At 60.0% G+C, this 22,094-nt stretch carries 20 protein-coding genes; 9 read left to right on the forward strand and 11 right to left on the reverse strand.

Features of this window, described 5'->3' with window-relative positions; genetic code table 11:
• Positions 1 to 1,032: 1,032 nt before the first annotated feature.
• The 5 genes from FQP90_RS02020 to FQP90_RS02040 form a co-directional block, all read right to left on the reverse strand.
• Positions 1,033 to 1,830, reverse strand: coding sequence for an SDR family NAD(P)-dependent oxidoreductase (locus tag FQP90_RS02020; protein WP_144648087.1), 798 nt, complete (start codon positions 1,828 to 1,830; stop codon positions 1,033 to 1,035).
• A gap of 112 nt (positions 1,831 to 1,942) precedes the next feature.
• A complete protein-coding gene (locus FQP90_RS02025) occupies positions 1,943 to 2,755 on the reverse strand; it encodes a sugar phosphate isomerase/epimerase family protein (protein WP_144648411.1) in 813 nt (270 codons plus the stop codon).
• 115 nt (positions 2,756 to 2,870) lie between these two features.
• The gene (locus FQP90_RS02030; RefSeq protein ID WP_144648088.1) at positions 2,871 to 4,289 is read right to left on the reverse strand and encodes an MFS transporter; all 1,419 of its coding nucleotides are present in this window, start codon (positions 4,287 to 4,289) and stop codon (positions 2,871 to 2,873) included.
• 313 nt (positions 4,290 to 4,602) lie between these two features.
• The gene (locus FQP90_RS02035) at positions 4,603 to 5,145 is read right to left on the reverse strand and encodes an AAA family ATPase (protein ID WP_144648089.1); all 543 of its coding nucleotides are present in this window, start codon (positions 5,143 to 5,145) and stop codon (positions 4,603 to 4,605) included.
• On the reverse strand, positions 5,145 to 5,792 hold the full coding sequence (locus FQP90_RS02040; RefSeq protein ID WP_144648090.1) for a bifunctional 4-hydroxy-2-oxoglutarate aldolase/2-dehydro-3-deoxy-phosphogluconate aldolase: 648 nt from the start codon (positions 5,790 to 5,792) through the stop codon (positions 5,145 to 5,147). The genes FQP90_RS02035 and FQP90_RS02040 overlap by 1 nt, the downstream gene beginning before the upstream one ends.
• 207 nt (positions 5,793 to 5,999) lie before the next feature.
• Here FQP90_RS02040 and FQP90_RS02045 point away from each other — a divergent pair, with 207 nt between their 5' ends.
• The 9 genes from FQP90_RS02045 (at position 6,000) to FQP90_RS02085 (ending at position 14,361) form a co-directional block, all read left to right on the forward strand.
• Positions 6,000 to 6,920: a Gfo/Idh/MocA family protein gene (locus FQP90_RS02045; protein ID WP_144648091.1), complete on the forward strand. Its 921-nt coding sequence runs from the start codon at positions 6,000 to 6,002 to the stop codon at positions 6,918 to 6,920.
• Positions 6,913 to 7,908 (forward strand): LacI family DNA-binding transcriptional regulator, encoded by a 996-nt coding sequence (locus FQP90_RS02050; protein WP_144648092.1) that lies wholly within the window; start codon positions 6,913 to 6,915, stop codon positions 7,906 to 7,908. Before FQP90_RS02045 ends, FQP90_RS02050 begins: the two co-directional genes overlap by 8 nt.
• Entirely contained in the window at positions 7,905 to 8,471 is a 567-nt protein-coding gene (locus FQP90_RS02055; protein ID WP_144648093.1) for a VOC family protein, read from the forward strand. The genes FQP90_RS02050 and FQP90_RS02055 overlap by 4 nt, the downstream gene beginning before the upstream one ends.
• 4 nt (positions 8,472 to 8,475) lie before the next feature.
• Positions 8,476 to 9,375, forward strand: a complete 900-nt coding sequence (locus FQP90_RS02060) for a sugar phosphate isomerase/epimerase family protein (protein WP_144648094.1) — start codon at positions 8,476 to 8,478, stop codon at positions 9,373 to 9,375.
• Positions 9,375 to 10,367 carry a Gfo/Idh/MocA family protein gene (locus tag FQP90_RS02065; protein ID WP_144648095.1) on the forward strand — a complete coding sequence of 331 codons (993 nt, stop codon included), beginning with the start codon at positions 9,375 to 9,377 and terminating at the stop codon, positions 10,365 to 10,367. Before FQP90_RS02060 ends, FQP90_RS02065 begins: the two co-directional genes overlap by 1 nt.
• Positions 10,368 to 10,494: 127 nt before the next feature.
• Positions 10,495 to 11,832: an MFS transporter gene (locus FQP90_RS02070; RefSeq protein ID WP_244296469.1), complete on the forward strand. Its 1,338-nt coding sequence runs from the start codon at positions 10,495 to 10,497 to the stop codon at positions 11,830 to 11,832.
• A gap of 132 nt (positions 11,833 to 11,964) precedes the next feature.
• A complete protein-coding gene (locus FQP90_RS02075) occupies positions 11,965 to 12,951 on the forward strand; it encodes a Gfo/Idh/MocA family protein (RefSeq protein WP_144648096.1) in 987 nt (328 codons plus the stop codon).
• Positions 12,952 to 13,087: 136 nt separating this feature from the next.
• A complete protein-coding gene (locus FQP90_RS02080; protein ID WP_144648097.1) occupies positions 13,088 to 13,837 on the forward strand; it encodes an SDR family NAD(P)-dependent oxidoreductase in 750 nt (249 codons plus the stop codon).
• A 50-nt stretch (positions 13,838 to 13,887) separates the two neighbouring features.
• Positions 13,888 to 14,361 (forward strand): VOC family protein, encoded by a 474-nt coding sequence (locus tag FQP90_RS02085; RefSeq protein ID WP_144648098.1) that lies wholly within the window; start codon positions 13,888 to 13,890, stop codon positions 14,359 to 14,361.
• A 437-nt stretch (positions 14,362 to 14,798) separates the two neighbouring features.
• Here the strand turns inward: FQP90_RS02085 and FQP90_RS23810 are convergent, their stop codons facing one another.
• The 6 genes from FQP90_RS23810 to FQP90_RS02110 form a co-directional block, all read right to left on the reverse strand.
• The gene (locus FQP90_RS23810) at positions 14,799 to 15,659 is read right to left on the reverse strand and encodes a carbohydrate ABC transporter permease (protein ID WP_306439354.1); all 861 of its coding nucleotides are present in this window, start codon (positions 15,657 to 15,659) and stop codon (positions 14,799 to 14,801) included.
• Positions 15,656 to 16,498: a carbohydrate ABC transporter permease gene (locus tag FQP90_RS02095; RefSeq protein ID WP_144648099.1), complete on the reverse strand. Its 843-nt coding sequence runs from the start codon at positions 16,496 to 16,498 to the stop codon at positions 15,656 to 15,658. Before FQP90_RS02095 ends, FQP90_RS23810 begins: the two co-directional genes overlap by 4 nt.
• 144 nt (positions 16,499 to 16,642) lie before the next feature.
• On the reverse strand, positions 16,643 to 17,899 hold the full coding sequence (locus FQP90_RS02100; protein WP_244296442.1) for an ABC transporter substrate-binding protein: 1,257 nt from the start codon (positions 17,897 to 17,899) through the stop codon (positions 16,643 to 16,645).
• Between the two features lie 419 nt (positions 17,900 to 18,318).
• Complete coding sequence (locus FQP90_RS23220) at positions 18,319 to 18,474, reverse strand: hypothetical protein (protein ID WP_167510396.1); 156 nt, start codon at positions 18,472 to 18,474, stop codon at positions 18,319 to 18,321.
• A gap of 1,442 nt (positions 18,475 to 19,916) precedes the next feature.
• Positions 19,917 to 21,287, reverse strand: a complete 1,371-nt coding sequence (locus FQP90_RS02105; RefSeq protein ID WP_144648101.1) for an APC family permease — start codon at positions 21,285 to 21,287, stop codon at positions 19,917 to 19,919.
• Positions 21,288 to 21,371: 84 nt separating this feature from the next.
• Positions 21,372 to 22,085: a GAF and ANTAR domain-containing protein gene (locus FQP90_RS02110; protein ID WP_144648102.1), complete on the reverse strand. Its 714-nt coding sequence runs from the start codon at positions 22,083 to 22,085 to the stop codon at positions 21,372 to 21,374.
• Positions 22,086 to 22,094: the final 9 nt, after the last annotated feature.

Consider the following 22,094-nt stretch of genomic DNA (forward strand, 5'->3'; position numbering starts at 1 on the left):
CAAGCACCACACAACACCCGGAGGTCCTCTTATTGCGTCACATCAATCCCGTGTCACCAACCTGCCGGGACACTACAGCTAGACGTCGTCGCCCGGACCCGAAGCCTCACAGACCCCGCCACCCGTGCCTACATCGAGCGTCGCACCGCAGAAGGCAGGAGACTAAGGGAAGTCTGCCACTGCCTCCAACGCCTCAGCGCACGCCAACTCCGGACGCTCAAGGCTTGACTTATCACCATAGAGGGGGCCGTCTAAAGCCGATATGCACACGTGTGATGAGCACCTCTGTAGGTCAGCAACTAGCCGCCAGGACAGTGCCAAACAGCGAGAGCAGCCCCCTGCGGAGGGCAGACGCGCTGGCGGTAGGGACCGAAGTCCGGGACAACCCGCTTGGCAGCCCCCGAGCTGGTGGCGCCTCCAAGCAACGAAGCTGAATTGATCTAGGCGAACAGGGTTTGCTCGAGCCCAGGCTCAAACTCGTCATGGTGTCCGTGACAAGCCATCAGTGCTCGAAACAGCCGGCGAAGTGTGGTGATCAATTTGTGGAACCATGCGTACGGCACGTTGAGTACCTCGTCCTGCTTCTGCAAGGAATCTAAAGGCGCTCCACGGCCTGGAAACCAATCGGCAGTCCTGCCGGTGTCTGGCTGCGAACGATGGCTGACGCTGCTGTCCCGCTCGGAACACCGCCCGTCCGTCACAAGAAAGGCATGCCAATTCCTGGCGGGTTGCTCTCTGTTCTTCCGGGAGTAGCTCTGCAAATTCTGTTGCGGTCCATTCCGTGCCATCCAATATGCTTTTTGCCATATACAAGGTGCCTCCTCGTGTATTGCCAACTGAAGTTCGAACGGCCATCAATAAGCTCCGCAGCCGGCCACCTCGCGAACGCCTGTATCCCGCGAGTCCGTGCCAGTCACCAGCTTGGGCGGGATAAGTTTCGGCACCTCATTGCCTGCTGTGTTTGTTCTGGAGACGATTCGGCGCTCTGTTGGTCATGGGCCGCAGGTAGCCCCTGCGGCCCATGTCCGGCCTTCAGGCCTGTTTTTTCGAGCTGGGTCGTCCGGGGATATGGCTAAGGATGGACTTAGAGAAGCCGCCATCGACGCAGATATCTTGACCGGTGACGTAGCCGGATAGTGGGCTTACGAGAAATTCGATCACGTTGGCGATGTCCATCGGATCTCCTATTCTTGCAAGCGGGATAATTTCTTCCCGGGCCTTCTTGATTTTGGGATCTTCATACATTTTTTCGGTCATCCGAGTATGGGTCATGCCGGGGGAGACTACGTTGACGCGGATGCCGTCGGGTGCCCATTCCAATGCGAGTGTCTGGGCCAACATTGTCAGCGCGGCCTTGCTTGGGCTGTAGGCGCCGGATCCCGCGTGTGGTTGTTGACCGGACATGGACGAGGTGAAACAGGCGGCGCCGTGGCTGTCCTTCAGGTGCTGGTAGCTTGCTTTGGCGAGAAGCCATGAGCCGCGCAGGTTGACCGAGAACATTGCGTCCCAGTCTTCAAGGGAGACGTCGCATATGGGTCCGGGGTTGGCGATTCCGGCATTGGCTACCAACGCGTCCAAGCCACCGAATTCTGCAACTGCAGCTTTGACCAGCTGGCTTGGCACGTTGGGGTCGCCGAGATCACCGGCCAGTGCGATGGCGGTGCCTCCCATGGCCTGGATTGAACGAACGACCTGCTCTTGGCTGCTGTTTGATTCGTGTCCGCAGACTGCAATCATTGGCTGCTCCCCGCGCGAAAGGGCTGCCTCCGTGAGTCTCAGGGATGCTGCTGCGCCGATTCCGCTGCTTCCGCCGCTGACCAAAGCCCTCATTACACAAACTCCTCTTTCACGTTGATTCGCATTGAAGATTGGATCTCAACAATGCCTGTTTCTTCCATGCTTGAATAAATTCTTGGTGGCGCCCGGTTTTCGGCGTAAGGAGTTAACTCTCCAGTTCCCATCCGTGGTTCTTGAGGTCCTGCATTGCTTTCGCGAATTCGTGGACCGGATTGTCCTCACGGATGATCTCCAGAACGACATTCCCGACGCCGCATGTGTCCTTGACGGCGTCGCCCAGCCCAGCCCAGTCAATGACTCCCGTGCCGATGGGGTCGTGACCCCAAGTGTCCACGCCGGTGTCGGAAATGTGCACCAGTCCGATGGCCTTGTGATGCTCCCGCAGACCAGCGACGGGATCTTCTCCGATGTAGGCGGCGTTGGCGACGTCGTAGACGATCTTGACTGAATCGTCGTTGATCGTGCTGACGACACCTGCCAAGTCCTGAATTGTGGGAGTGAAGCAGTATGGGGTGTTTTCGAAGAGCAACCGAGTGCCAGCCTGCTTGGCCACCGGGATGAGACTTTCCAGACTTTCATACATCCATCCGTGGACGCTTTCGAGCGAGGGGGAGATCATGGGGCGGCGGGTGCCGGGGGAGATCACAACCTCGGGTACGTCCCAAGCGGCAGCCAAGTCGATGACCGACTTGATGTGGTCGATACTTTTGCGGCGCATGCTGGCCCCGGGGCTGGCCAGGTTGATGTCATATCCGCCAGCGTTCAAGGACCGTATTTTCGCACCGTACCGGCTGAGCCTGTCCTGGATTGCCGTGCGTTCGGAGGTTGGTAGCTCGTCCGGCCAGCAGTGCGGAGAACTGACTGGAACCTCGAACGTTTTGTAGCCGTTGTCGACAAGCTCGGCTATCGCATCGATCGCCGTCGCTGACCAAAGATATGAAAACGTATTGATAATCATGCTGTTCACGTAGGAGAAGTCCTCTCAGTTCCGCGCCATGGAGAAAAGGCTTCCCTTCATAACGCACTATAAATTTTGAGCTACGGCCGAGCTGCCGCAGCTCCGATCCGACCGTCTATTTGGAGTGCCGGGAGACGTCGACCATCGAGGTCGTGCCCGAAACCAACTTTTCGCCTTCGAGTACCTCAGGGTCTGCGAGTGCCACCGTGGAACGGTCGCCGCGGTTGCCGGTCTCCGGCAGCGTGAAGTACACGACGAGGCACAAGGCGACGACGACGATCATGTAGACAGCGACGAGCATCGGCTGCCCGGCTCCGACAAATGCGGCAGCGATCAGAGGTGCAGTTCCACCAAAGACGGCAATCACGATCTGATGCGCGAAGCCGATGCCTGATACCCGGACGGAGGCCGGGAACAGTTCGGCCTGGATGGTCGGATAGACCGACTGCCAGATGCCGAGAACTACCCACCCGGAGGCCGATACCAGGACGTATACCCAGAAGCCCGGCTGGTTGAGGAGCAGGAGCAAGGGGTAGAAGAGAACGATCATGCCGATGGCGCCGATGATGGGGAAGATTTTACGCCGGCCGAGTCGATCAGAGAGTGCGCCGCACGTCGGTACGATAATCACCAACAGGGCCAGTCCGATAACGCTTCCTGCGAGTGTGGACGAGAGGTCCCGGCCGCTGGTGAGTTTGGCGTACGTGGGAAGGAAGGTTGCCCAGGTGTAGTAGGCCACGGCTGGTGCGGAGAGTGCAGCTGCCTGAAGCAGGGCCTTGGGGTGTTCGCGAAGCAGGTCCTTCAGGCGCGCCGCAGCGGACTTCTGGTCGACCAGGGCTTCTGCTTCGAATTCGGGGGTTTCTTCAGCCCGGGCCCTCAGGATCAGGCCGACGATGCCGAGGAAGCCGCCAACAACGAAGGGGATGCGCCATCCCCATGCGGCGAGATCGGCGGTGGAGAACGATGACGTCACCATTGCTGCTGCGCCGGTGGCTGCCAGGGTTGCGAGGCCACTTGCCATGTTGGTGAAGGAACCAAACAGGCCTCGCCTGTTCGCTGGAGCGTGTTCGACCATGAAGGCGATGGCGCTTTGGCCCTCGCTGCCGGCCGAAATGCCCTGGATGACGCGGGCAACCAGGAAGAGGACGGGTGCCGCATAGCCGATGCTCGCAAATGATGGGGTGAGGCCGATGATGAGCGAGCCGAGTGCCATCCCGGAGACGGATAGTGTCAGGATGAGCCGCCGTCCGAAACGGTCAGCCAGTGGCGAGATGATGATGCCGCTCAGTGGCCGTACAACAAACCCGACGGCGTATGTCAGGAGTGCGGCGATCAGGGAGGCGAACGGAGAGTCGCTGGGGAATATCTGTGACGAGAATACCGCTGCGAGCAGCCCGTAGATGTACCAGTCGTACCACTCTACGAAGTGGCCGATGGTGCCTGCCACCAGGTTCAGGGTGCGGCGCGGATGTTTGGACGTTTCGGGACGCCCCGAAGTGTCGGGACTGCCGACTGCTTCTTTTGAGGTCTTCATTGAACTCTCCATGTTTTCACGTTTGGCGCTGTGGTTATAGTGCTGGATCTGGGCACCTGGTGTGTGGGGGCGGCCGTCTGTAAAAGCGTCCGACCGGATGACGAATCCCAAGGGAGACGGCCGGTGCGGGGCGGGCCGCGCTGCTCGCTAATAAGCGAAGAAAAGCTTTCACAAACCCCCCAGGTTTCCGAATGAGATCGGTTGCTGAGATCGGTTGCATTCAACGATACGGATGGAATGTGATCTTTGTCAATGTGCAGTAGCGAGGCTTCGCCCCATGCCAACGCCACTCATAGCCCGTCGCGAGCGAGCATCAATCGAGGGAAAGCGGTGCCTCGTTGTTGAAGTCCTGGAACTGCACGCCGGACCACGCGCATTCCAGGCGGCCGTAGGTGGCCCAGTAGTCATCCCAGTGTGCGAGTTTCCAGTTGTCGCGCTCCAAGCCGCGCTGGATGAGTCGCGAACGCAGGACGTCTTGAGGCACCCGGACTCGTATCACGGTGATCTCGGGAGAGGGCCAGTGGAAGTCGTTTGCCGCTCCGGTCAGGTAGTCCGGATCGTCAAAATAGGCCCCGAAGGGGGCGTCGAGGACTACGGAGCGGCCGAGGCGCAGGTTTACTCCTGCCACATCCATAAGAGTCTCGTACTCAAGGGGCAGCAGATTGGCGCGGTAGTAATCGTTGGATTCGCGGTCGGTCGGGTCATGCCCGGTGGCGGTCAGTGCGAATTCGACGAAGCGGCCGCTCACTCGGTCCTTGTCCAGGTAAGCCGCTTGATGCTTCTCAGCCGTTTGTTGAGCGATGGTTGTTTTCCCTGAGCCGGCTGGTCCAATGACGATGAAGACCTGGGGAGACATTATCCGCGGGCCTCTGCTACTGCTGCGAGGAAGGCTCGGGCTGCTTCGGTGACGCGGGTGAAGTCCCCGTCAGGCTGCCATGCCTTGGTGACATAACTGCCCACGCCGACGCCCGCCACGCCTGCGGCGAACCACTCGCCAACATTTTCCAGTGTGACGCCACCTGCAGGCATGATCGGCAGATGCGCCAGGGGTGCCAGCACTGCCTTTGCATAGGCCACCCCGCCAGCCTCGGTGGGGAAGAGCTTGAGGATGTCAGCACCTGCCTCGGCGGACTCAACGAATTCCGTGGGTGTGAAGGCTCCGCTGATGGTTGGCACCTGGTAGCGGTTCGCGGTCCGGATCATCGCGGGGTTCAGCTGCGGGCTGACGAGGAACTCGGCGCCAGCACGGATGCACTCGTAGGCGGAGTGCTCGTCAAGAACCGTTCCTGCACCAACGGCCACGCCGTTGTGCCCGTGCTTTGCTGCCAGGCGGCGGATTACCTCGACGGCACCGGGAATCGACAGGGTGATCTCCAATGCCCGGAAGCCGCCCTCGATGGCAGCCTCAGCGACCTTCTCTGCGACTTCGGCGCTCTCAAGCCGCACGATAAGAACAGCTCCTGACTCGTCGATGGTCTGCAGGGTGCGAAGTTTTTTGTTCATGATGGCCTCTCTCTGGCCGGGTGGCTCTTTTGCTCCAGCCAACCCTGGCTCTCTTGATGTTTCGTTGACAAACTCTCCCACCATCCATAGTGTTATTGCAACCGATCTCAGCAACCGATCTCATACAAGGGGGTATTGCGGTTGACTCATGTACGAACGATTATTCTTGGGGCGTCCCATTGGCATGTTCCGCTCTGTGCACAGGCCATGGCCGAAGAGCACGACATGATTGCAGTAGGCGACGATGATGTTTCCCGGGTGCAGGTGCAGAAACTGGCCGCCCACTGGGGAGCGCCGGCTGAAGCTGACTGGCGAAAGCTGGTGGATTTGCCCGACGTCGGACTCGCCTATGTGTTTGGTCCCCACGAGGGGATGGCAGAGAAGTGCATGGCCCTGATCGAGCGGAGAATTCCGTTCGTGGTGGAGAAGCCATTGGGCACTTCCCTCAGCGAGCTTTCTGCCGTGCGACAAGCTGCCGAAGCAGCTGGTGTGCCGGCCACTGTGCCCTTGGTTCAGCGCGGCGGGCCTACAGAGAAGTGGCTGTCCAAGGCAGGCAGGCCCACCTACCAGCGAGCTTCATTCATTGCCGGCCCACCGGCCCGGTATCTCGACAATGCCAATCCCTGGATGCTCGAGCCGGACAAAGCGGGCGGAGGCTGCCTTGCGAACCTGGGCCCGCACTTTGTCGACCTGTTCCTCCGAGGAAGCGGGGAGGCTGCAGCGCGCGTCGATTCCCGACTCTCATCGGTTCTTCACGGGCAAGCTATCGAGGACCACGCCAGCCTGATCATCACAACGCCGGAAGGCCGGGAAGCGATTGTGGAGGTGGGCTACGCATTCCCTAGCTCGCCGTTGAAGCGGTATTGCAGCTTTACCTCCGCCGGAGAGTCAGGGTTCGCCACTGTTGATTCCGACGGTACGGCTACTTTCACGTCGATGGACGGCGCCACGGAAGTGGACAAGATCAACGTCGACAGCGACCCTCTCTACGATCCATTTGTGCGCAGCGTCGCCCGGACACTGGAAGATGGATTCCGGGGCCTGCCAACGCTGGCCCAGCTCGAAGATGTCATGCGCCCCATTTGGCAGGCGTATGACGACCAGCACGGAGGAAACGAACATGCCTGACTTGAGTATCGACGTCGTCGCAAAAGCCGCCGGTGTCCACCGGTCGACGGTCTCAAGGGCGTTCTCACGCCCTGAGGCGGTGAAGAGCGAAACACGCGAGCACATCCTTAAGGTCGCCGAGGGCCTCGGTTACACCATGAGTCCATTGGCACAGGCGCTTCGTCGCAAGACCAGCAACATCATCCCTCTGATCGTTCCGGACATTACCAACCCGTTCTTTGCAGAACTTGCCAAGACGATGACACAGGCAGCTGACGAGCGCGGCTACCAGCTCATGCTCTGCGTCACCAACGGCGACCCGGCCAAATCCGACGGGTACTTTACGGCCATGCAGGCGATGTACGCCCCGTTCGGGATTGTGGCGCCCTCCACAAAGGTGGACACCGAGGCTCTGAAGCGATTCGCTTTCGGCCACAAGGTGGTGGTGATTGACCGCGTAGAAGGCGACGACTCCGTTCCTACGGTTACCGTGGACAGCCGCAAAGGCATCATGTTGGCGTTGGATCATCTTCATTCCTTGGGACACACCTCAATCGGATACGTATCCGGTATCGCCGGGACACACACGGCCCAGGACCGGATGGACGCCTATCTGGAGCTCACTGCCCAAAGCGGCAGCACACCTGTAGTGCTCGACAGCGGGTCAGACCTTGATGCCGGTACGCGTGGGGCCGAGCATTTCCTGGAGATGGACAATCCGCCCACAGCGATCATTGCGGCCAACGACATGGTGGCCTTTGCTGTGATCTCGGCGCTCGGCCGAAGTGGCCTACGGGTACCGGAAGACGTGTCGGTCATCGGGTTCGATGGGCTCGCTCTAGGTGCCCGTTTCAACCCACCACTGACAACTGTGCGGCAGCCGATCGCTGATATGGGACACATAGCGATCGAACTTGCCGAGAAGCAAAATGTTGACGGTTCCGTGGACCACATCGTCCTCGAACCCGAGCTTCTGGTCCGTGGCTCCACCTCGGAGCCTCGCAAATGAGCGGGGCGCAGGAGCAGAGGCTTCGGCGTCTGCCGGGGCTCCAGCACACGGACCACGTCGGTTTGACGGTTCCCAACCTTGAAGAAGGCATTCGCTTCTTCGTCGACGTTCTTGGAGCTGAAGAGCTATACCGCTCCGAACGCGGGCCAGACCAAGAATTCATGCCCACAAACTTCGAAGTCCCTGCCGATGCCAAGCTCACGCTCGCCATGCTCCGCCTGCCACCGAACCTCAACATCGAACTTTTCGAGTGGAGCAGCGCTGAACGGCGAGAGACACCGCCAAGGCATTGCGACGCTGGAGGGCACCATCTGTGCTTCGTTGTGGATGACGTCGATGAAGCCATTTCCGTGCTGCAGGAAACACCCGGTGTACGTGTACTCGGGGACCGCAAGGAAGTCGCCGGCGATAGCCCGCGCGTAGCCGGCAACCGCTGGACCTACTTCATAACCCCGTGGGGCCTGCTGATGGAAATCGTGGATCGATCCCGCGTCCCGGCCCCTCCCCGGCTGGTCGGTCCCACGGACTGGACAGCACCTCCAAACACTTCAGAAAGGACATAGAACAATGCGGCTAGCGGGTCACACACTAGGCACCCCGAACCACACGGTTCCCCAAGCACTCAGTCTCTTCCGGGCCGCAGGGCTCGATGCAGCAGAAGTCATCTACCAAGATGATTACAAGTCCGGCTTGCCCCTAGGGGACCGGCACTCCGCGATGGAAGCACTCAAAGCGGCCGAAGGCGAAGGCATACCCATCGTGGGCCTAACGCCGTACACCACCGCCATCAATTCACTGGACGATACCGAATGGCGCAAAGCCGTCGACGAATTCCGTGGGGCCATAGATACCGCACAACTGCTCGGGGCTGACCGGGTCCGTGTCTATGCCGGCTCCTGGCACCCCGGAGACACCGACCACGCTGCGCGGTGGGGGCAGTTGCGCAAAGCCTTGGAGACCCTCGCACCCGAAGCCCATCAAGCTGGCGTCCGCCTCTGCGTGGAGAACCACTTCGGCACCATGACCCAAACCGCAGCGGACACCGCGGCCCTGGTCCGGGAAATTGCCCAGCCGTCCGTCCGCGTACTCTACGACCAAGCCAACCTGACCTTCACGCACGACGAAAGCTACGAAGAAGCCTTCGCTGTCCAGGGCGACCTGATTGGCCACGTCCACGTGAAAGACCTCGTCTTCACAAACCCCAACGCGGCCTTCCGCGCTACGGAAACGGCTCGGGTGAACGCCTCCGAACGCGCAGTCCGTTCACGCGTCGTCGGAAGCGGCGTTGTTCCATGGTCCCCAATCCTTGCCGCACTGCTGCGACACGGCTACGACGACGTGCTGAGCATCGAGCTTGAATACCGCTGGCACCCCCAAGACCTGCCCGCGCCCGAGGACGGATTCCGGGAATCGGCCTCCGTCCTGCGCTCAATGCTTACTGATCTTGCTGAAGTTAGGAACGCCTGATGAACACCAACCGCCTCCGCGTCGGAGTTATCGGCGCTGGCAACATCGCCACCATTGCGCAGCTGCCCACCCTCGTACAGCGGGACGACGTCGAGTTGGCCGCCTTGGTTTCCCGGCGCGAAGATCCCAGCAGCCTGGTCCGGCGCTGGGGCTTCAACGCCGCCTACAAGAGCGTGGAGGAGATGCTGGCCGCGCAGGAACTGGATGCAGTGTTCGTGCTGACCCCGCGCTCCGAGCACGCCCATGCCGTCGAGCTTTGCCTCAACCGAGACGTGGACGTGTTCTGCGAGAAACCGCTTGCCCCAGCGACAGAGGAGGCAGAACATCTGGCAGACCTCGCCGACGAGCGGGGACGGATACTCATGGTTGACTTCAACCGGCGCTATGCACCCGTCTACACGGCCGGCCGGGAGGCTTTTGGCGACAAAGGCGCCACCTTCTGCGTTGCCCAGAAGAACCGCCCTGGATCCGAATACCGTGCAACGTTCGAGAACGCCATCCACATGGTCGATCTCCTGCGCTGGTACTGCGGGGGCGAACCTGAGCACGTGTCCGCCCACGCTGCCGGTGAAGATCCTTGGGAAGAAGACGGAATCGCAGCGACCATCCGCTTCAGCACCGGTAACACCGGTGTCCTGATGGCAGCCCGAACAGCGGGAGCATGGAACGAGAAACTGGACGCCTACGGTGACGGGAAGACCGTCGAAGTCAGGGCGCCCGAGACAGTTTCCACCACCATCAACGGCGTCACCACTTCACGGGAACTCAGCGCCGAAGCGTACGGCTGGGCTACTGCGACAGATACGTTGGGATTTTCGGCCGCCGTTCACCACTTCCTGGACCGGGTGGCCGACAGAGCCCAGCCGCTTACTTCAGGCCGCGAAGCTGTTCGCACCCAGCGCCTGCTGGACCAGATTCTCGCCGCGGCCGGCCTGCCCACAGAGGAGCAAACCGGGCGCGAATGGGCGAGCCACGCAGTTAACGCGAGCTGAACTACCAGCCCATCTGCCGAAGGTGCACGGGTGTCTGATTCGGGCTCCTTGAAACTGGTGTCTTGAGCAGGCCTGTCGGATATAGGGAGGTGCCACCGTGGCTCTACGTCGCCTACCCGAGCATGAAATGCGAGTCAAGGAAGCCGGGAGACGGCCGTTGCGCGGGCGACTTACCGCGCTTGCGGGCATCCTGCTGGTTGCCTTCAGCGCAAGAGAGGCGGTTTCGGCGGTGTCGCCGCTTCTTGGCCAAATAGGCGCAGACCTCCACCTTAACGCTGTGGCCACAGGGACCTTAGGGATGCTGCCGACCGCCAGCTTCGCGGTGATGGGCTTCCTTGCGCTGCCGCTGCTGCGCCGTATCCGGCTTGAGCACCTCCTACTGGTTGCGCTTCTGCTGACAACGTTGGGTCAGCTCGGCCGCGCAGTGGGTTGGGACGTGTTGGCATTTTTGGGGTTCACGTGCATCGCCATGCTCGGCATTGGTCTGATCAACGTCGTCGCGCCGCCTCTCTTGATGACGTATTTTCCCGACAGATTCGGGGGCCTCGCGGCGCTCCACGTCACCCTCCTGGGTGTCAGCACAGCGGTGGCCGCCCAATTCGCGAATCCTCTAAGCACTCTTTATGGCTGGCGGTTCTCCATTGGTATCTGGGCCGTACTCAGTGCGCTTGCTGCGGTCCCGTGGCTGATTCTTCTTACAACCAGACGGATCGTTGCCTGCACACCAGCCAACGATCAGCAGTCGCCTCCTGCGAACAGCGTTAGACCTTGGAGATCATCAATCGGCTGGGGCACGGCATTGGTTTTTGCTGGCTGTTCCAGCAATACTTTTGCGGCGCTCACGTGGCTCCCGGCTGTCCTCGTTGATAGAGGACTCAGCGAGGAAACTGCTGGATCCATGCTGGCGCTGTATTCAATCCTTGCTTTGCCGGTCGCTCTAATGGTGCCCATGGTTGTTGTTGGAATGTCCCGCCCGCTACCTGTGGCCGTCCTGTTTGTGGTCGCCTTCGCCATAGGTTACGGAGGCATCATCTTCGCGCCACCAGCTTCTGCGGCGGTCTGGGTGGTCATTGCCGGACTGGGCCAAGGGTCCTATTCCTTTGCGTTCACCATGATCAATAAGCGAACACGAACGCAGTCCGGCTCAGGACGTCTGTCCGCGTTTGCCCAGGGAACCGGCTACGCCCTGGCGAGTGTCGGCCCGTTCCTTTTCGCACTTCTGCACAGCCCGGGGGATGGCTGGCTGGCCTCGTTCGGCATGCTCGGTGCCTGGCTCGTGGTGCTTCTGGCAGGGGCCGTCATGGTCAACAAGCCACGCATGCTCGAAGATCACTCGCCGATACCGGGGCTGGCTCCCGGAGAATTACTGCCCTTCCAGGGTCCAACCGCAGCAAGCCGCAGAACGGAGGCCGGCGTTGACGCCAGAGACTTCCGACCTCCGGATCCGAAAATGCCTGGTCTTTGAAGGCCTTGGGGACACCAATGTTTGGTGCCCCCGATCTACACAACTGATCTCGTCGATTTCTTACTTAACTCAAAGGAGAGATTTCATGAACACCTCTTTCAACTTCGGCCTGATCTTCGAGGGGCCAGCATCATGACGACGGCGGCACAGTCCCAGCGCGTCGCCGTGGTGGGGGCGGCCGGGTGGGCAGGATCCCGTCATGCACGAGCATTCACCAAGGTGGGTGCGAATGTCACCCACCTGGTGGAGAAAGACGAGCGGGCGGTCTCGTTGGCCCACGAGCTGGGAGCTCAGGTGGTGCCCAGCGTCCAGGAGCTTCGTTCTGATCAACTGGACTTAGTCGTCGTCGCGTTGCCCACCACGCTGCAACCGGATGTCTGTGCGGATCTGCTGACCAGAGGATTTCGGGTGCTGACGGAAAAGCCAGTAGCTGCAGATGCCGAGAGTGCTGCCATCATGGCCGCCGCTTCGGGAGTGAACCAACGACTCATGGTCGGTTACACACTCCACCAGCATCCGGCCGTCCCGCTTGTCTCTCAGTGGATCAAGGACAACGACGTGATCGCTGTCAACGTTCGATCCGTCGCATATAAGGAGACCATCGGCTCTTGGCGTGCTGATCCGAAAGAGGGTGGGGTTGCGGTAGTGAACGGAATCCATGCCATCGAGCTGGTCTCTTCGTGGTTTGAGGGAGACCCCAGAGTCCTGGCCACCAACGCCAGCAGCAGCCTGTACGGGTCTCCGGTGCCGGAACACGTCGTTTCCACCCTCGAATTCCCCTCTGGAGCGGTATTTTCCTTGCAGAGCTACTGGTCTCCCTGGCAGGAACCCCAAGGGCTCAACCAAGGGGATTGGAGCCTCACCATTGATGTTCTGGCCACTGGCGGCCGGATGTTGTGGTCGAACGATTCCCTCCACGTGTGGACCCGTGACGGCGGACAACACGAGAAAAACTTCGCACCCTCCGACCTCTTCCTCCGCCAGGCAGAAGCAGCCCTAAGGTTCTGCGCGGGTGAAACGCCTGCCGTTACATTCACCCAGGCGCTCCGCGCTACGGAAATCGCCGATGCAGTCCGGACAGCGGCGGCCCCCGGCGCCCGGGAGGCGCTCACCCCGTAAGCATCGTCGAAATCCAAGCAAACGAGGACCGGCCGAACCGGGCAATTTCGAGTAAGGAAACGAACATGAAGACAGCACCCCACGCTCCGACCGCAGGAGAACTGCAGGCAAACTGCGCCCAGAACGGAGAGAACCGATGAGCCTCAAAGACCAGGTGGTTCTGGTAACCGGATCAAGCGGAGGAATCGGCGACGCCGCAGTCACCGCACTCATAGCCGCAGGAGCCAGGGTCATCGGCGCCGACCGTTCCCCCAAAGCGGACCAGGCCCTTCAGGCGTTCTACCCGCTCGACATCACCTCAGAAGAGCAATGCGCCACGGTCATACGGGACATCCAAGCCGAGCACGGCCGTGTTGATGTGCTTATCCATGCAGCAGGAGTGCTTGGCCCCACGCCGGATATCATGGAAACAACCACTGAAGAGTTCGACTCCATCCTGAGGATCAACGCCACCGCGACCTTCACCATGGTCCGGGAAACCGCAAAATCCATGCTTGAGACCGGCACTGCCGGGGCCATCGTGGTCCTGTCCTCAGTTGCGGCCAAAGAGGCACGCCTCAACTACCTGCCCTACAACGCGAGCAAGCTCGCCGTCCTCCACATCATGTGGTCCTTTGCCGAACTGCTCGGACCAAACGGCATCTCCGTGAACGCGATCGCCCCAGGGCCGGTGAACACACCCATGTGGGCGCAATTTGCCCGGGACTCCGGCCCCGACGCGGCAGCGAACCGAGCGAAGAGGGCAGCACAACTGCCGATGCGCCGGTTTGCCGAAGCCGAGGAAGTCGCCCGGGCCATCCTGTTCCTTTCTGACCCCGACAACCGCTACATCACTGGAGTGTCTCTCGATGTGGCCGGCGGAGCCCACCTGGGAATCGGAACCTGAAACACGCGACAGGGCTTCTCATTGAACGCCCATGCCGCAGAGACGCGTTCATGATCTATCAAGGAGATTTAATGCGACATCATCACACAGCCCTGCATGTTACGGATATGGAGCGCAGCGAACGGTTTTATGTGGATGGCCTCGGACTAACGCGTTTGGATGCGTGGACGTCGGGACCTTATATCGGCGACCTCTACGGCCGTCCCAACGTACAGGTCAGAGCCATGCTGCTCGCAACCGGTGACGGATCCTTTCGACTGGAACTCGCCCATGCTGAGCCGCTACTGCCAGCCGTCAATCCATCAGAGGCGCAACCGGGCACCGCTCACCTCGCCTTCACGGATATTGATGTGCGACAGGTTTACACCAGGATGACAGCGCTGGGCTACAGCGCGGTATCAGAGCCCGTTGCCCCGACCTCCGGACCCATCGCAGGCGGGTGGCTGGTTTACCTCCTCGATCCAGACGGAAATCGCGTGGAGCTGATTCAACCGCCAGACTGGCGCCCGAGCAAGGACTCATAAGTCGCTCGCGCGCTGAGTGAAAGTCAGTCAACTGTGAGTGTGCTTGAGTCTCTGGAGCACAAGATGCAGTGTGGGTGGGCAGGTTGCAACCTGCCCGCCCACACTGCATCCATTGTTTCAACACGCAGAACGCCTAAAGGTCCCAGACCGCGTTTGGCTCGCCGGCCGAGACTTTGCGCTCCGAAGTGAACTCGGTGGCCATTAGCCCCTCGCGGGCAATCAAGTTGCCCGGTGGGCTGAGCCGACCACCGACTGAAGGAAATTCCAGGTGTCGACTTATATCGGGTCAGCCACCTGTGCCTGAGGGACTTCGAGGGCGCACTCAGCGAGTCGGACTTGCATGGTGGCCCGCTAAAGGCAGGCCCCGTTAACCGCCTGATGCGGTCACGGGGCCTGCCTTTTGCGTTGACTAAGAGTGCGGCTAACGGTTGCTTCAGCTATCCCTTGACGCCGCCGGATGTCATGCCGGCAACGAACCAGCGCTGGAATGCCAGGAAGATTGAGAGAACCGGGATGAAGGCTACGACGATGAATGCGGCGAAGAGTCCCCAGAAGCTGCCGAAGCCGGTGGTTATGTATCGCACTATGCCGTTCTGCACGGTCTTCATGTCTTCTGTGGTGGCGAGGACGGTGCCCACGAGGAAGTCGTTCCAAACGAATACGAAGATGAAGATGGCTACGGCGGCGATACCAGGCCGGATGAGCGGGAGGATGATGCGCCACAAGATCTGCATGCGGGAGCAGCCATCAATTGCCGCCGCTTCCTCGATTTCGACGGGTATATTTTCGATGAAGTTGCGCAGAAACAGGATGGTTTGTCCACAGATGATTGCCGTGTAGACGATGATCATCATGGGGTATGTGTTGATCAATGCGGTTTTGACAAACATGGAGTACAACGCGATAAAGACCACGATCGCCGGGACCATGGAGAGGACCAGAATCCCAGTCATCAGAGTTTCCATGCGGCGGCTCCGATACCTCGTGGCCACATATGCCGCAGGGATACAGATGGCCAGAGCGAGGACGATAGAGCCGCCGGCATAGATGAGGGAGTTTACGAAGAATCGGATGTTGGTCGATGTCAGAAGGCCGACATAGCCTTCGGATGAGAAGGGGTCAGGAATCCACCTAGGCGGGAATTCCAGCGTGCCAGAAGCGGTCTTAAGCGACGTGGACACAATCCATGCGACCGGGGGGAGTACCACCGCTGCGGAAAGTATGATGTACGCCCAGGCCGGAACGGCCCGAATGAAACTGCCCAATCGTCGTTGGCGGCGTGGGGTTGTGATGCTCACAGGCTTTCCTTCCGTCGGAAGCGGATGGCGACGAGGGTCAGGGCGATGTTGACGGCGAAAAGCAGGATTGCCGTTGCTGAGGCTCCCGAGAGATCAAACTTGTCGAACATCTGGTTGTAGACCCGCATGGACAAGGTTTCTGTGGAGCCGATGGGGCCTCCTCTTGTGGTGACCAGGATGATGGTGACCATTTGCACATAAAGCATGAGAAGGACGACCACAACGGAGACGATGGTGTTGCGCAAGTAGGGCAGTGTGATATTTACAAACTGGTGCCAGATGCCGCCGCCGTCCATTTTGAGGCTTTCGCGGAGCTCCTCGGGAATCGTTTGAAGGGCGCCCAAGAAGAGGAGCATGGCTTGCGGGTAGGACCACCAGGCTGTCATCAGAGTTACTGCAACCAACGCACTGGTCGGAGATGAGAACACATCAGTGGGACCGAACCCGAGGGACTTGGTGATCGCTGATGCCGGACCGTAGTTGGGGTTGAGGAACCAGAGCCAAATTGTTCCTGCAGTGGCCTGTGACATGAGCCAAGGCAGGAGGAAGAGGCTCCGGACCGAACGCTTGAAGCGGTGAAGGTTGTTGAGCACGATTGCAGAAAGCAGCCCCGCCGGCAGTGCGATAACCAAGGCGCCGAGCGAGAATACCAAGGTTGTCCAGATGCGGCTCGGGAGGTCGGAGTCTGAGAACAGTCGGACAAAGGAATTCAGGCCCGTGAATTTGCCGATCTGGTAGTACGACGTCTCGTGGAGGGCCGTCCACGCTGTGTAGATGAGCGGTCCCACAAACACGAAGAGGAAGACGACGCTGACCGGGAGGACGTAGAGCCATACCATTCGATCCCTACGGACCCGGCGAAAACTTGGGGCGCCCAAGGGAGACGTTGCGGTGTTGCGTGGGTTGCGGGTGGGGCTTTTTGTAGACATTTCTGTCCCTTCCGTGGGGGCCTGATTTCTCAGGCCCCCAGATATCGCGAGCGGCTATTTCTTGTTGGCCGCATCCTGCGCGGAACGGATGAAGTCGTTGCCTGATGAACCGTTGAGAGTCAGCTTCTGCCCGGCTTGGGAGAGGCCAGTGGCAAGCGCGGTCCATGTGTTGGAATACGTCCGCGGTTCACTGTTGGTCTTGACGTAGGCGGCGATGTCGTTGACGGTCTTTGCCTCCGGAGTGGAGAAAAATGGTTGCTGGTAGGTGGCCGCACGGGTGGGTACCTCACCGCCGGTTGCCATCAAAGCCCCGGCTTCCGGCCCGGTCATGTACTCAATGAACTTCCAGGCGGCCTCGGTATTCTTACTGCCATTGCCTATGCCCAAGGTCCACCCAATGGTGGTACCTGTCGTATCGCCGGTACTCGCTTTGGGTAGGGCCGTCCACTTGAGGTCCTTGTTCTGCGAGCCGAAGGAAACCGCTCGTTCCGTGCCCAAGACTGCCATGGCAACCGTGCCGCTCGCCATGCCGTCAGCTACGGTGCCGTACGTGTCAGAAACGACGTTGCTGCCCAGAGCCTTAGCGTCCCTGAGCTTGGCCAGGAAGTCACCGAACTCGTTTCCTTTGGCGGTCGCGAAATCCGCCTGCCCATCTTTGTTCCAGATTTCCTGATCCACTTGTGACATGAAGCAGTTAAAGAATGTGCTGATGATGGCCGAGTTGTCCGTGTCCGAGAAGCCGGTCCCAAAGCCGGTATAACCAGCGGCAGCAGCCTTCTTGGCAACTTCGACTACTTGGTCGTACGTGGTGGGAACTGTCGCGCCGATCTGGTTGAGGATCTTTTCGTTGTAGTAGAGGGCGCAGGTTCGGTATTCATACGGAACGGCAACCGGCTTGCCGTCGGGGCCCGCAAGGGTGTCGGTGGGTCGCAGCCAGTCGGTGACCTTCGAAGCAGTGTCAGGCAGCGGGGAATAGACGCCGGCAGATGCCATCTGGGGAACGACTGGAGTGAACATCTTGAAGACGTCAGGTGCCTGACCTGCTGCCGCGGCCTGAGGCAGTCTGTTCAACATGTCACCGAGCGAAACAACGGAGAGGTTGATCTTGATGTCCGGATTAGCCGCCTCGAACTTGGCAATATTTTCCTTCAAGGCTTTTGAACGCGGATTGGCCTGACTGGGATCGAGGAAGTCCCAGTAGCTCAAAGTCACGGGCCCTTTGGGTTCCGAAGCTGAGGGTGAGCAGCCACTGAGGGCAAGGCTGGCTACGACGGCTGTTACGAGCGCCAAGCCCCATCGCTTTTTGATCATGAATTTCTCCTGTGAACGGATTTGCTGATGCGGGAGCATGCCGTGCTCAAGCGACGCGTGCTAAGTGCGGGACACCGACGGTCAGGAGAAGTCGTTTTGGTCATCGAGTCTCTCCTTTGAGATCGGTTGCATTATCGAAGATAGCAGTGAGATCGGTTGCTGAGATCGGTTGCACTAAATTTAGAGCCGAAGGATGTCTCTGTCAAGGAAAGTTTTGATGTGGCAGTTTGGACGTCCGGATTTCGGCATTGGACAAGGAGCTAAGGTGGTCCACCTGTCGTCTCTCCGGATCTAAAGTGGCTCCCACAGACTCGTTTATGCCCGCACGCATCACGATGAGTCTTCAGATGTGATCGCCACTCACAGGGCTGATCATCAGGCACGGGTATCTCCTTCGGATCAGGCCAGATCACACGCCGTTATGCAAAAATCCCCCAGGGCATGTCGAGGTTGGTTTTGTAGGCGGTGGTCTTGTTAGTGCTCCAGCCCGCGACGATGCCAGCGCCGAGCATGTGGTCGGCGAGGCGGGCGAAGCGGTAGCCGGGGTCGGTGTCGATGTGGCCGATGGTGGTCAAAAATTGCCCGAGCGACAAAACGCTGTCGGGTCTCGTCCTCGGCCGCCCAATTAAGGGCCACTCTCGATGACCGAAACTTACTTTGCTCGGCATATACACGGCCCGACGTGGCCGCCGGCGAGAACAGCACTTTGTCGGATCGAACCAAGCCGCACGCAAGTCTCGTCGTTGTCTACAGTTTTTAGCGCAGCCGCATCGAATAGGCTCAGCGAAGTCGCATTCTCAACGAGGAGAACTTTTCATGGGGAATTCGCTGACACGGATCGGTGCGTGGGTCGAAGGAATGCTCCCCGGCCTCATTGCCATATACCAGGTGCCCGCCGCGTCCGGGAACAAGTGCTGCTTCGGTGTTCCCTTCGAGCTCGAATGCGGTTGGCAGACTGCTGTTGCCGGTAAGCCCCTGATTGCTTCTGAAGCTGGAATTTCGATTGACTCTGTCGATCTCAGTGAAGAGGCTCCGCGTCCTGCGGCTGGACTCAATTTCCCCGTTTGGGACACGGTATCGCCTCGTTCCTTGGGCAAGGAGGCTGGGCTAGCCGGTCCTTGGCCTGCTCGCAGTGGGCCCATTGCAGGGCGGGAGTAATTACATAGGAACATAATTAGTCTTGCGTGGCCGCCTTAAGCTGGCAATTCCAGCCTGAAGCCGCAACTCGCACAGCGCAGAATTATGGTTCTGAGCCGGACGTCGAGAAGTTGAGCTAGGTCGTCTCCAAGAACGGTGTTCGCGCTCATGCTTCGCCGCACTTCCAGAGGGACCTTGGCCATGGGCTCGCTGCAATGGAGGTAGGTGTCGCCGAAGAGAATGAGCCCTTCTAGATTTGTTGCCGTGTTCAGTTTTGCGGCAACATCACGGAATGGCGTGTAGTGGGAGAGTATGGAACCGCATCCGGTGCAGCTGTAGGAGACATCTACGGTGAGGCCAACTGTGTGGGCCTGTGCTGTTTCAATCGCGTGCAGCACCAAGTAGTCGTCGGTCCGGCACTTCGGGCACCACATTGGCGCCCCTTGGGGCAGGGACGTCCCATCCGAGGGAGAAGGGTCGTTGGGCATGACGGTTACCGGTCCTGCTTCGTGAAAGACAGGCTTCCTTTCACGGTAGGAGTGGAGGGCATGGCCTGCGTATGGGCACGACCGGTGGGGAGCTGGTTGATGAGCGACAAGATATTGCCTCCTCGTGCGCGCCGGAAATGCGCTGCCGAGGTCTGGGGCAACAGCACTACCGTAGGCACGAAACACCCCGCTAGTCCATAGGAAAGGGTCACCGCGGAACTTTCCTTTATGAACAGTGCACCCGTAAGGGCTGGTCTTCGATGTGGGCTTCGTGATGCTCCAGGTAACTTCGTGGAGATTCAGTCTGGAGGAACGGGCCTGTGTGCTGTTGCTGGCTGACTTGCTGCCGTTGGGTCTCCGCTGGGCCAGTGCAGGGGCGTGCAGCGTGGTGCTTAGCGTTCCAGCGGTTCCTTCTGTGGCGGTGTCGCCTGATGGTGTGGAGGAGTGGCGGATCGTTTCCCCTCACGGATCCACCGTGAGACGAAGTAGAGCACCAGTCCTATTCCCAGAAGGATGGCAGCACGCATCCAGATGTCCGCACCTTGTTGGAACATCAGGACGACGCAGGAAACCAAGGCGAGGCACGGGATAATAACGGGTACTCGGAAGTGCTTGTGCTCCACTTTGTCTTTCCGAAGGACCAAGACGGCGACGTTGGTGCTGATGAAGACGAACAGGAGCAGCAGGACTACTGTTTCGGCGAGCGATCCGAGGTCGCCCGTGGCGGTCAGTGCCATGGCGGCCAAGGTGGTCACCACGATGGCGACCCACGGTGTGCGCCTTTGGGGGAGGACCCGGCCCAAGGCGGATGGCAGCAAGGATTGTTCGGCCATGCCGAAGGCCAAGCGGCTCGCCATGATCATTGTCAGCAGTGCACCGTTGGCAACCGCAATGAGGGCTATGAGACCAAAGAGCCAATCCGGAACTCCGAATCCGGTGGCTTGGACAACCTGAAGCAGGGGCCCGGAAGAACTGCTGAGATCACTCGGGGGCAGCGCAATCGATGATGCCAGGCCGATCAGCACGTAGATGCCTCCTGCAGTGAGGAGGGCTCCGAAGAGGGCCTTGGGGTAGACGCGGTGGACGTCCCGTACCTCCTCGGCTACGTTGGCGGAGGTTTCGAAACCGACGAACGAGTAGTACGCCAGCAACGATGCGGCGAGAATACCTGCGCCGGGGGAGACCTCCGGGTTGAACTCCAGGACGCGGGATCCATCGCCGTCGCCGCGGGCGAACATCATGCCGACCAGAACGATGACCAGCACCAGTCCGGATACCTCAATCACCGTCATAACGACATTGGCCCTGACCGATTCCTTGACCCCGCGGGCGTTCAGCAGCGCGATCAGCAGCAAAAACACCAGAGCCGCAGGCGTCGCAGGGACGTCCAGGAACGGCGTGAGGTAATCGCCGGCGAACGCCAGGCTCAACCCCGCGGCGCTGGTGACTCCAGCGGCCAACATGCAGAAACCTACCAAGAATGAAACCAGCGGTACTTTGAAGGACCGTTCAGCGAAGACGGCTGCACCGCCCGCCTTCGGATACTTGGTGACCAACTCAGCGTAGGAGCCGGCTGTCAGCGTGGCCAGAAAGAGCGCCAACGCCAAGGGGATCCAGATGGCCCCTCCTACCTCGCCGGCAACCTTGCCCACCAGTGCGTAGATTCCGGCGCCAAGAACATCCCCGAGGATGAACAGGAAAAGGAGGGGCCCGGTAATCGACTGTTTGAGTCGTGGACTCTGGGGTTTCGCAGGGGTGCTCATGAACGAAACCCTACAGGAAGTAAGGAGCCTTACTAACTGTGGACGTTCGTTGGCGGAATCGGTGGAGGCACTTCGGTGGCAGTGCTAGATCTTTAGGGTGCGTGTGACGATGCTTTCGGCGACGTCGTGGAGGTTTTGTCTGGTCGAGCGGGCGTGTGCGCGTAGTACGTTGAAGGCGCTGTCCATGTCGAGGTTCTTGGTTTGGGCGATGACGCCTTTGGCTTGCTCGATGAGCACGCGGGTGGTGAGCGCGCGTTGGAGTTGGTCGTTGAGGACGCCTGCTTCCCGGATGGTGCGTTCCTGGAGAAGGCTGATGGTTGCGACGTCTGCCATGGCTTGGGCGATGGCGGCGTCTTCGGGGGTCAGGGCGCCGGTTTCGGCGCCGAACAGGCCCATGGCACCGATGACCCTGGTGTGGACGCGCATCGGGACAGCGTGCACTGACCTGAAGCCCATGTCCAAAGCAATCTGCTGGAATGCCGGCCAGCGGTCACCAAGGGCGCTGATGTCATCAACGGTGATGACCGTTCCGGTGTGGTAGCACTCCACGCAGGGTCCGGCGCCGGCTTCGAGTTGGAGCAGTTCCACGAGTTGGCTTTGCTCACTGGTGGAGGCGAGTAGTTGCAGGTTGCCGTCGGCGTCGGAGAGCAGTAGGCCGGCTTGGGCGGCGTCGAGTAGATCGACGGCATCCTCCACGAGGGTGTGGAGCAGGTCCAGGACGTCGTAGTCGGCAACGAGGGTGTCGGTAAGCTTCACGAACGTATCGCTGAGACGTTCGGCCCTGCTTTTGTTTACCATGTCTGCATT

The organism is Paenarthrobacter nitroguajacolicus (assembly GCF_007786235.1).
Classification (GTDB): Bacteria; Actinomycetota; Actinomycetes; order Actinomycetales; family Micrococcaceae; genus Arthrobacter; species Arthrobacter nitroguajacolicus_A.

Coding starts and splice junctions, on each gene's coding strand:
- FQP90_RS02020 (WP_144648087.1), bottom strand. CDS start 1,830: ATGAGGGCTTTGGTCAGCGGCGGAAGCAGCGGAATCGGCGCAGCAGCA.
- FQP90_RS02025 (WP_144648411.1), bottom strand. CDS start 2,755: ATGATTATCAATACGTTTTCATATCTTTGGTCAGCGACGGCGATCGAT.
- FQP90_RS02030 (WP_144648088.1), bottom strand. CDS start 4,289: ATGAAGACCTCAAAAGAAGCAGTCGGCAGTCCCGACACTTCGGGGCGT.
- FQP90_RS02035 (WP_144648089.1), bottom strand. CDS start 5,145: ATGTCTCCCCAGGTCTTCATCGTCATTGGACCAGCCGGCTCAGGGAAA.
- FQP90_RS02040 (WP_144648090.1), bottom strand. CDS start 5,792: ATGAACAAAAAACTTCGCACCCTGCAGACCATCGACGAGTCAGGAGCT.
- FQP90_RS02045 (WP_144648091.1), top strand. CDS start 6,000: ATGGCCGAAGAGCACGACATGATTGCAGTAGGCGACGATGATGTTTCC.
- FQP90_RS02050 (WP_144648092.1), top strand. CDS start 6,913: ATGCCTGACTTGAGTATCGACGTCGTCGCAAAAGCCGCCGGTGTCCAC.
- FQP90_RS02055 (WP_144648093.1), top strand. CDS start 7,905: ATGAGCGGGGCGCAGGAGCAGAGGCTTCGGCGTCTGCCGGGGCTCCAG.
- FQP90_RS02060 (WP_144648094.1), top strand. CDS start 8,476: ATGCGGCTAGCGGGTCACACACTAGGCACCCCGAACCACACGGTTCCC.
- FQP90_RS02065 (WP_144648095.1), top strand. CDS start 9,375: ATGAACACCAACCGCCTCCGCGTCGGAGTTATCGGCGCTGGCAACATC.
- FQP90_RS02070 (WP_244296469.1), top strand. CDS start 10,495: ATGCGAGTCAAGGAAGCCGGGAGACGGCCGTTGCGCGGGCGACTTACC.
- FQP90_RS02075 (WP_144648096.1), top strand. CDS start 11,965: ATGACGACGGCGGCACAGTCCCAGCGCGTCGCCGTGGTGGGGGCGGCC.
- FQP90_RS02080 (WP_144648097.1), top strand. CDS start 13,088: ATGAGCCTCAAAGACCAGGTGGTTCTGGTAACCGGATCAAGCGGAGGA.
- FQP90_RS02085 (WP_144648098.1), top strand. CDS start 13,888: ATGATCTATCAAGGAGATTTAATGCGACATCATCACACAGCCCTGCAT.
- FQP90_RS02095 (WP_144648099.1), bottom strand. CDS start 16,498: ATGGTATGGCTCTACGTCCTCCCGGTCAGCGTCGTCTTCCTCTTCGTG.
- FQP90_RS02100 (WP_244296442.1), bottom strand. CDS start 17,899: ATGATCAAAAAGCGATGGGGCTTGGCGCTCGTAACAGCCGTCGTAGCC.
- FQP90_RS02105 (WP_144648101.1), bottom strand. CDS start 21,287: ATGAGCACCCCTGCGAAACCCCAGAGTCCACGACTCAAACAGTCGATT.
- FQP90_RS02110 (WP_144648102.1), bottom strand. CDS start 22,085: ATGGTAAACAAAAGCAGGGCCGAACGTCTCAGCGATACGTTCGTGAAG.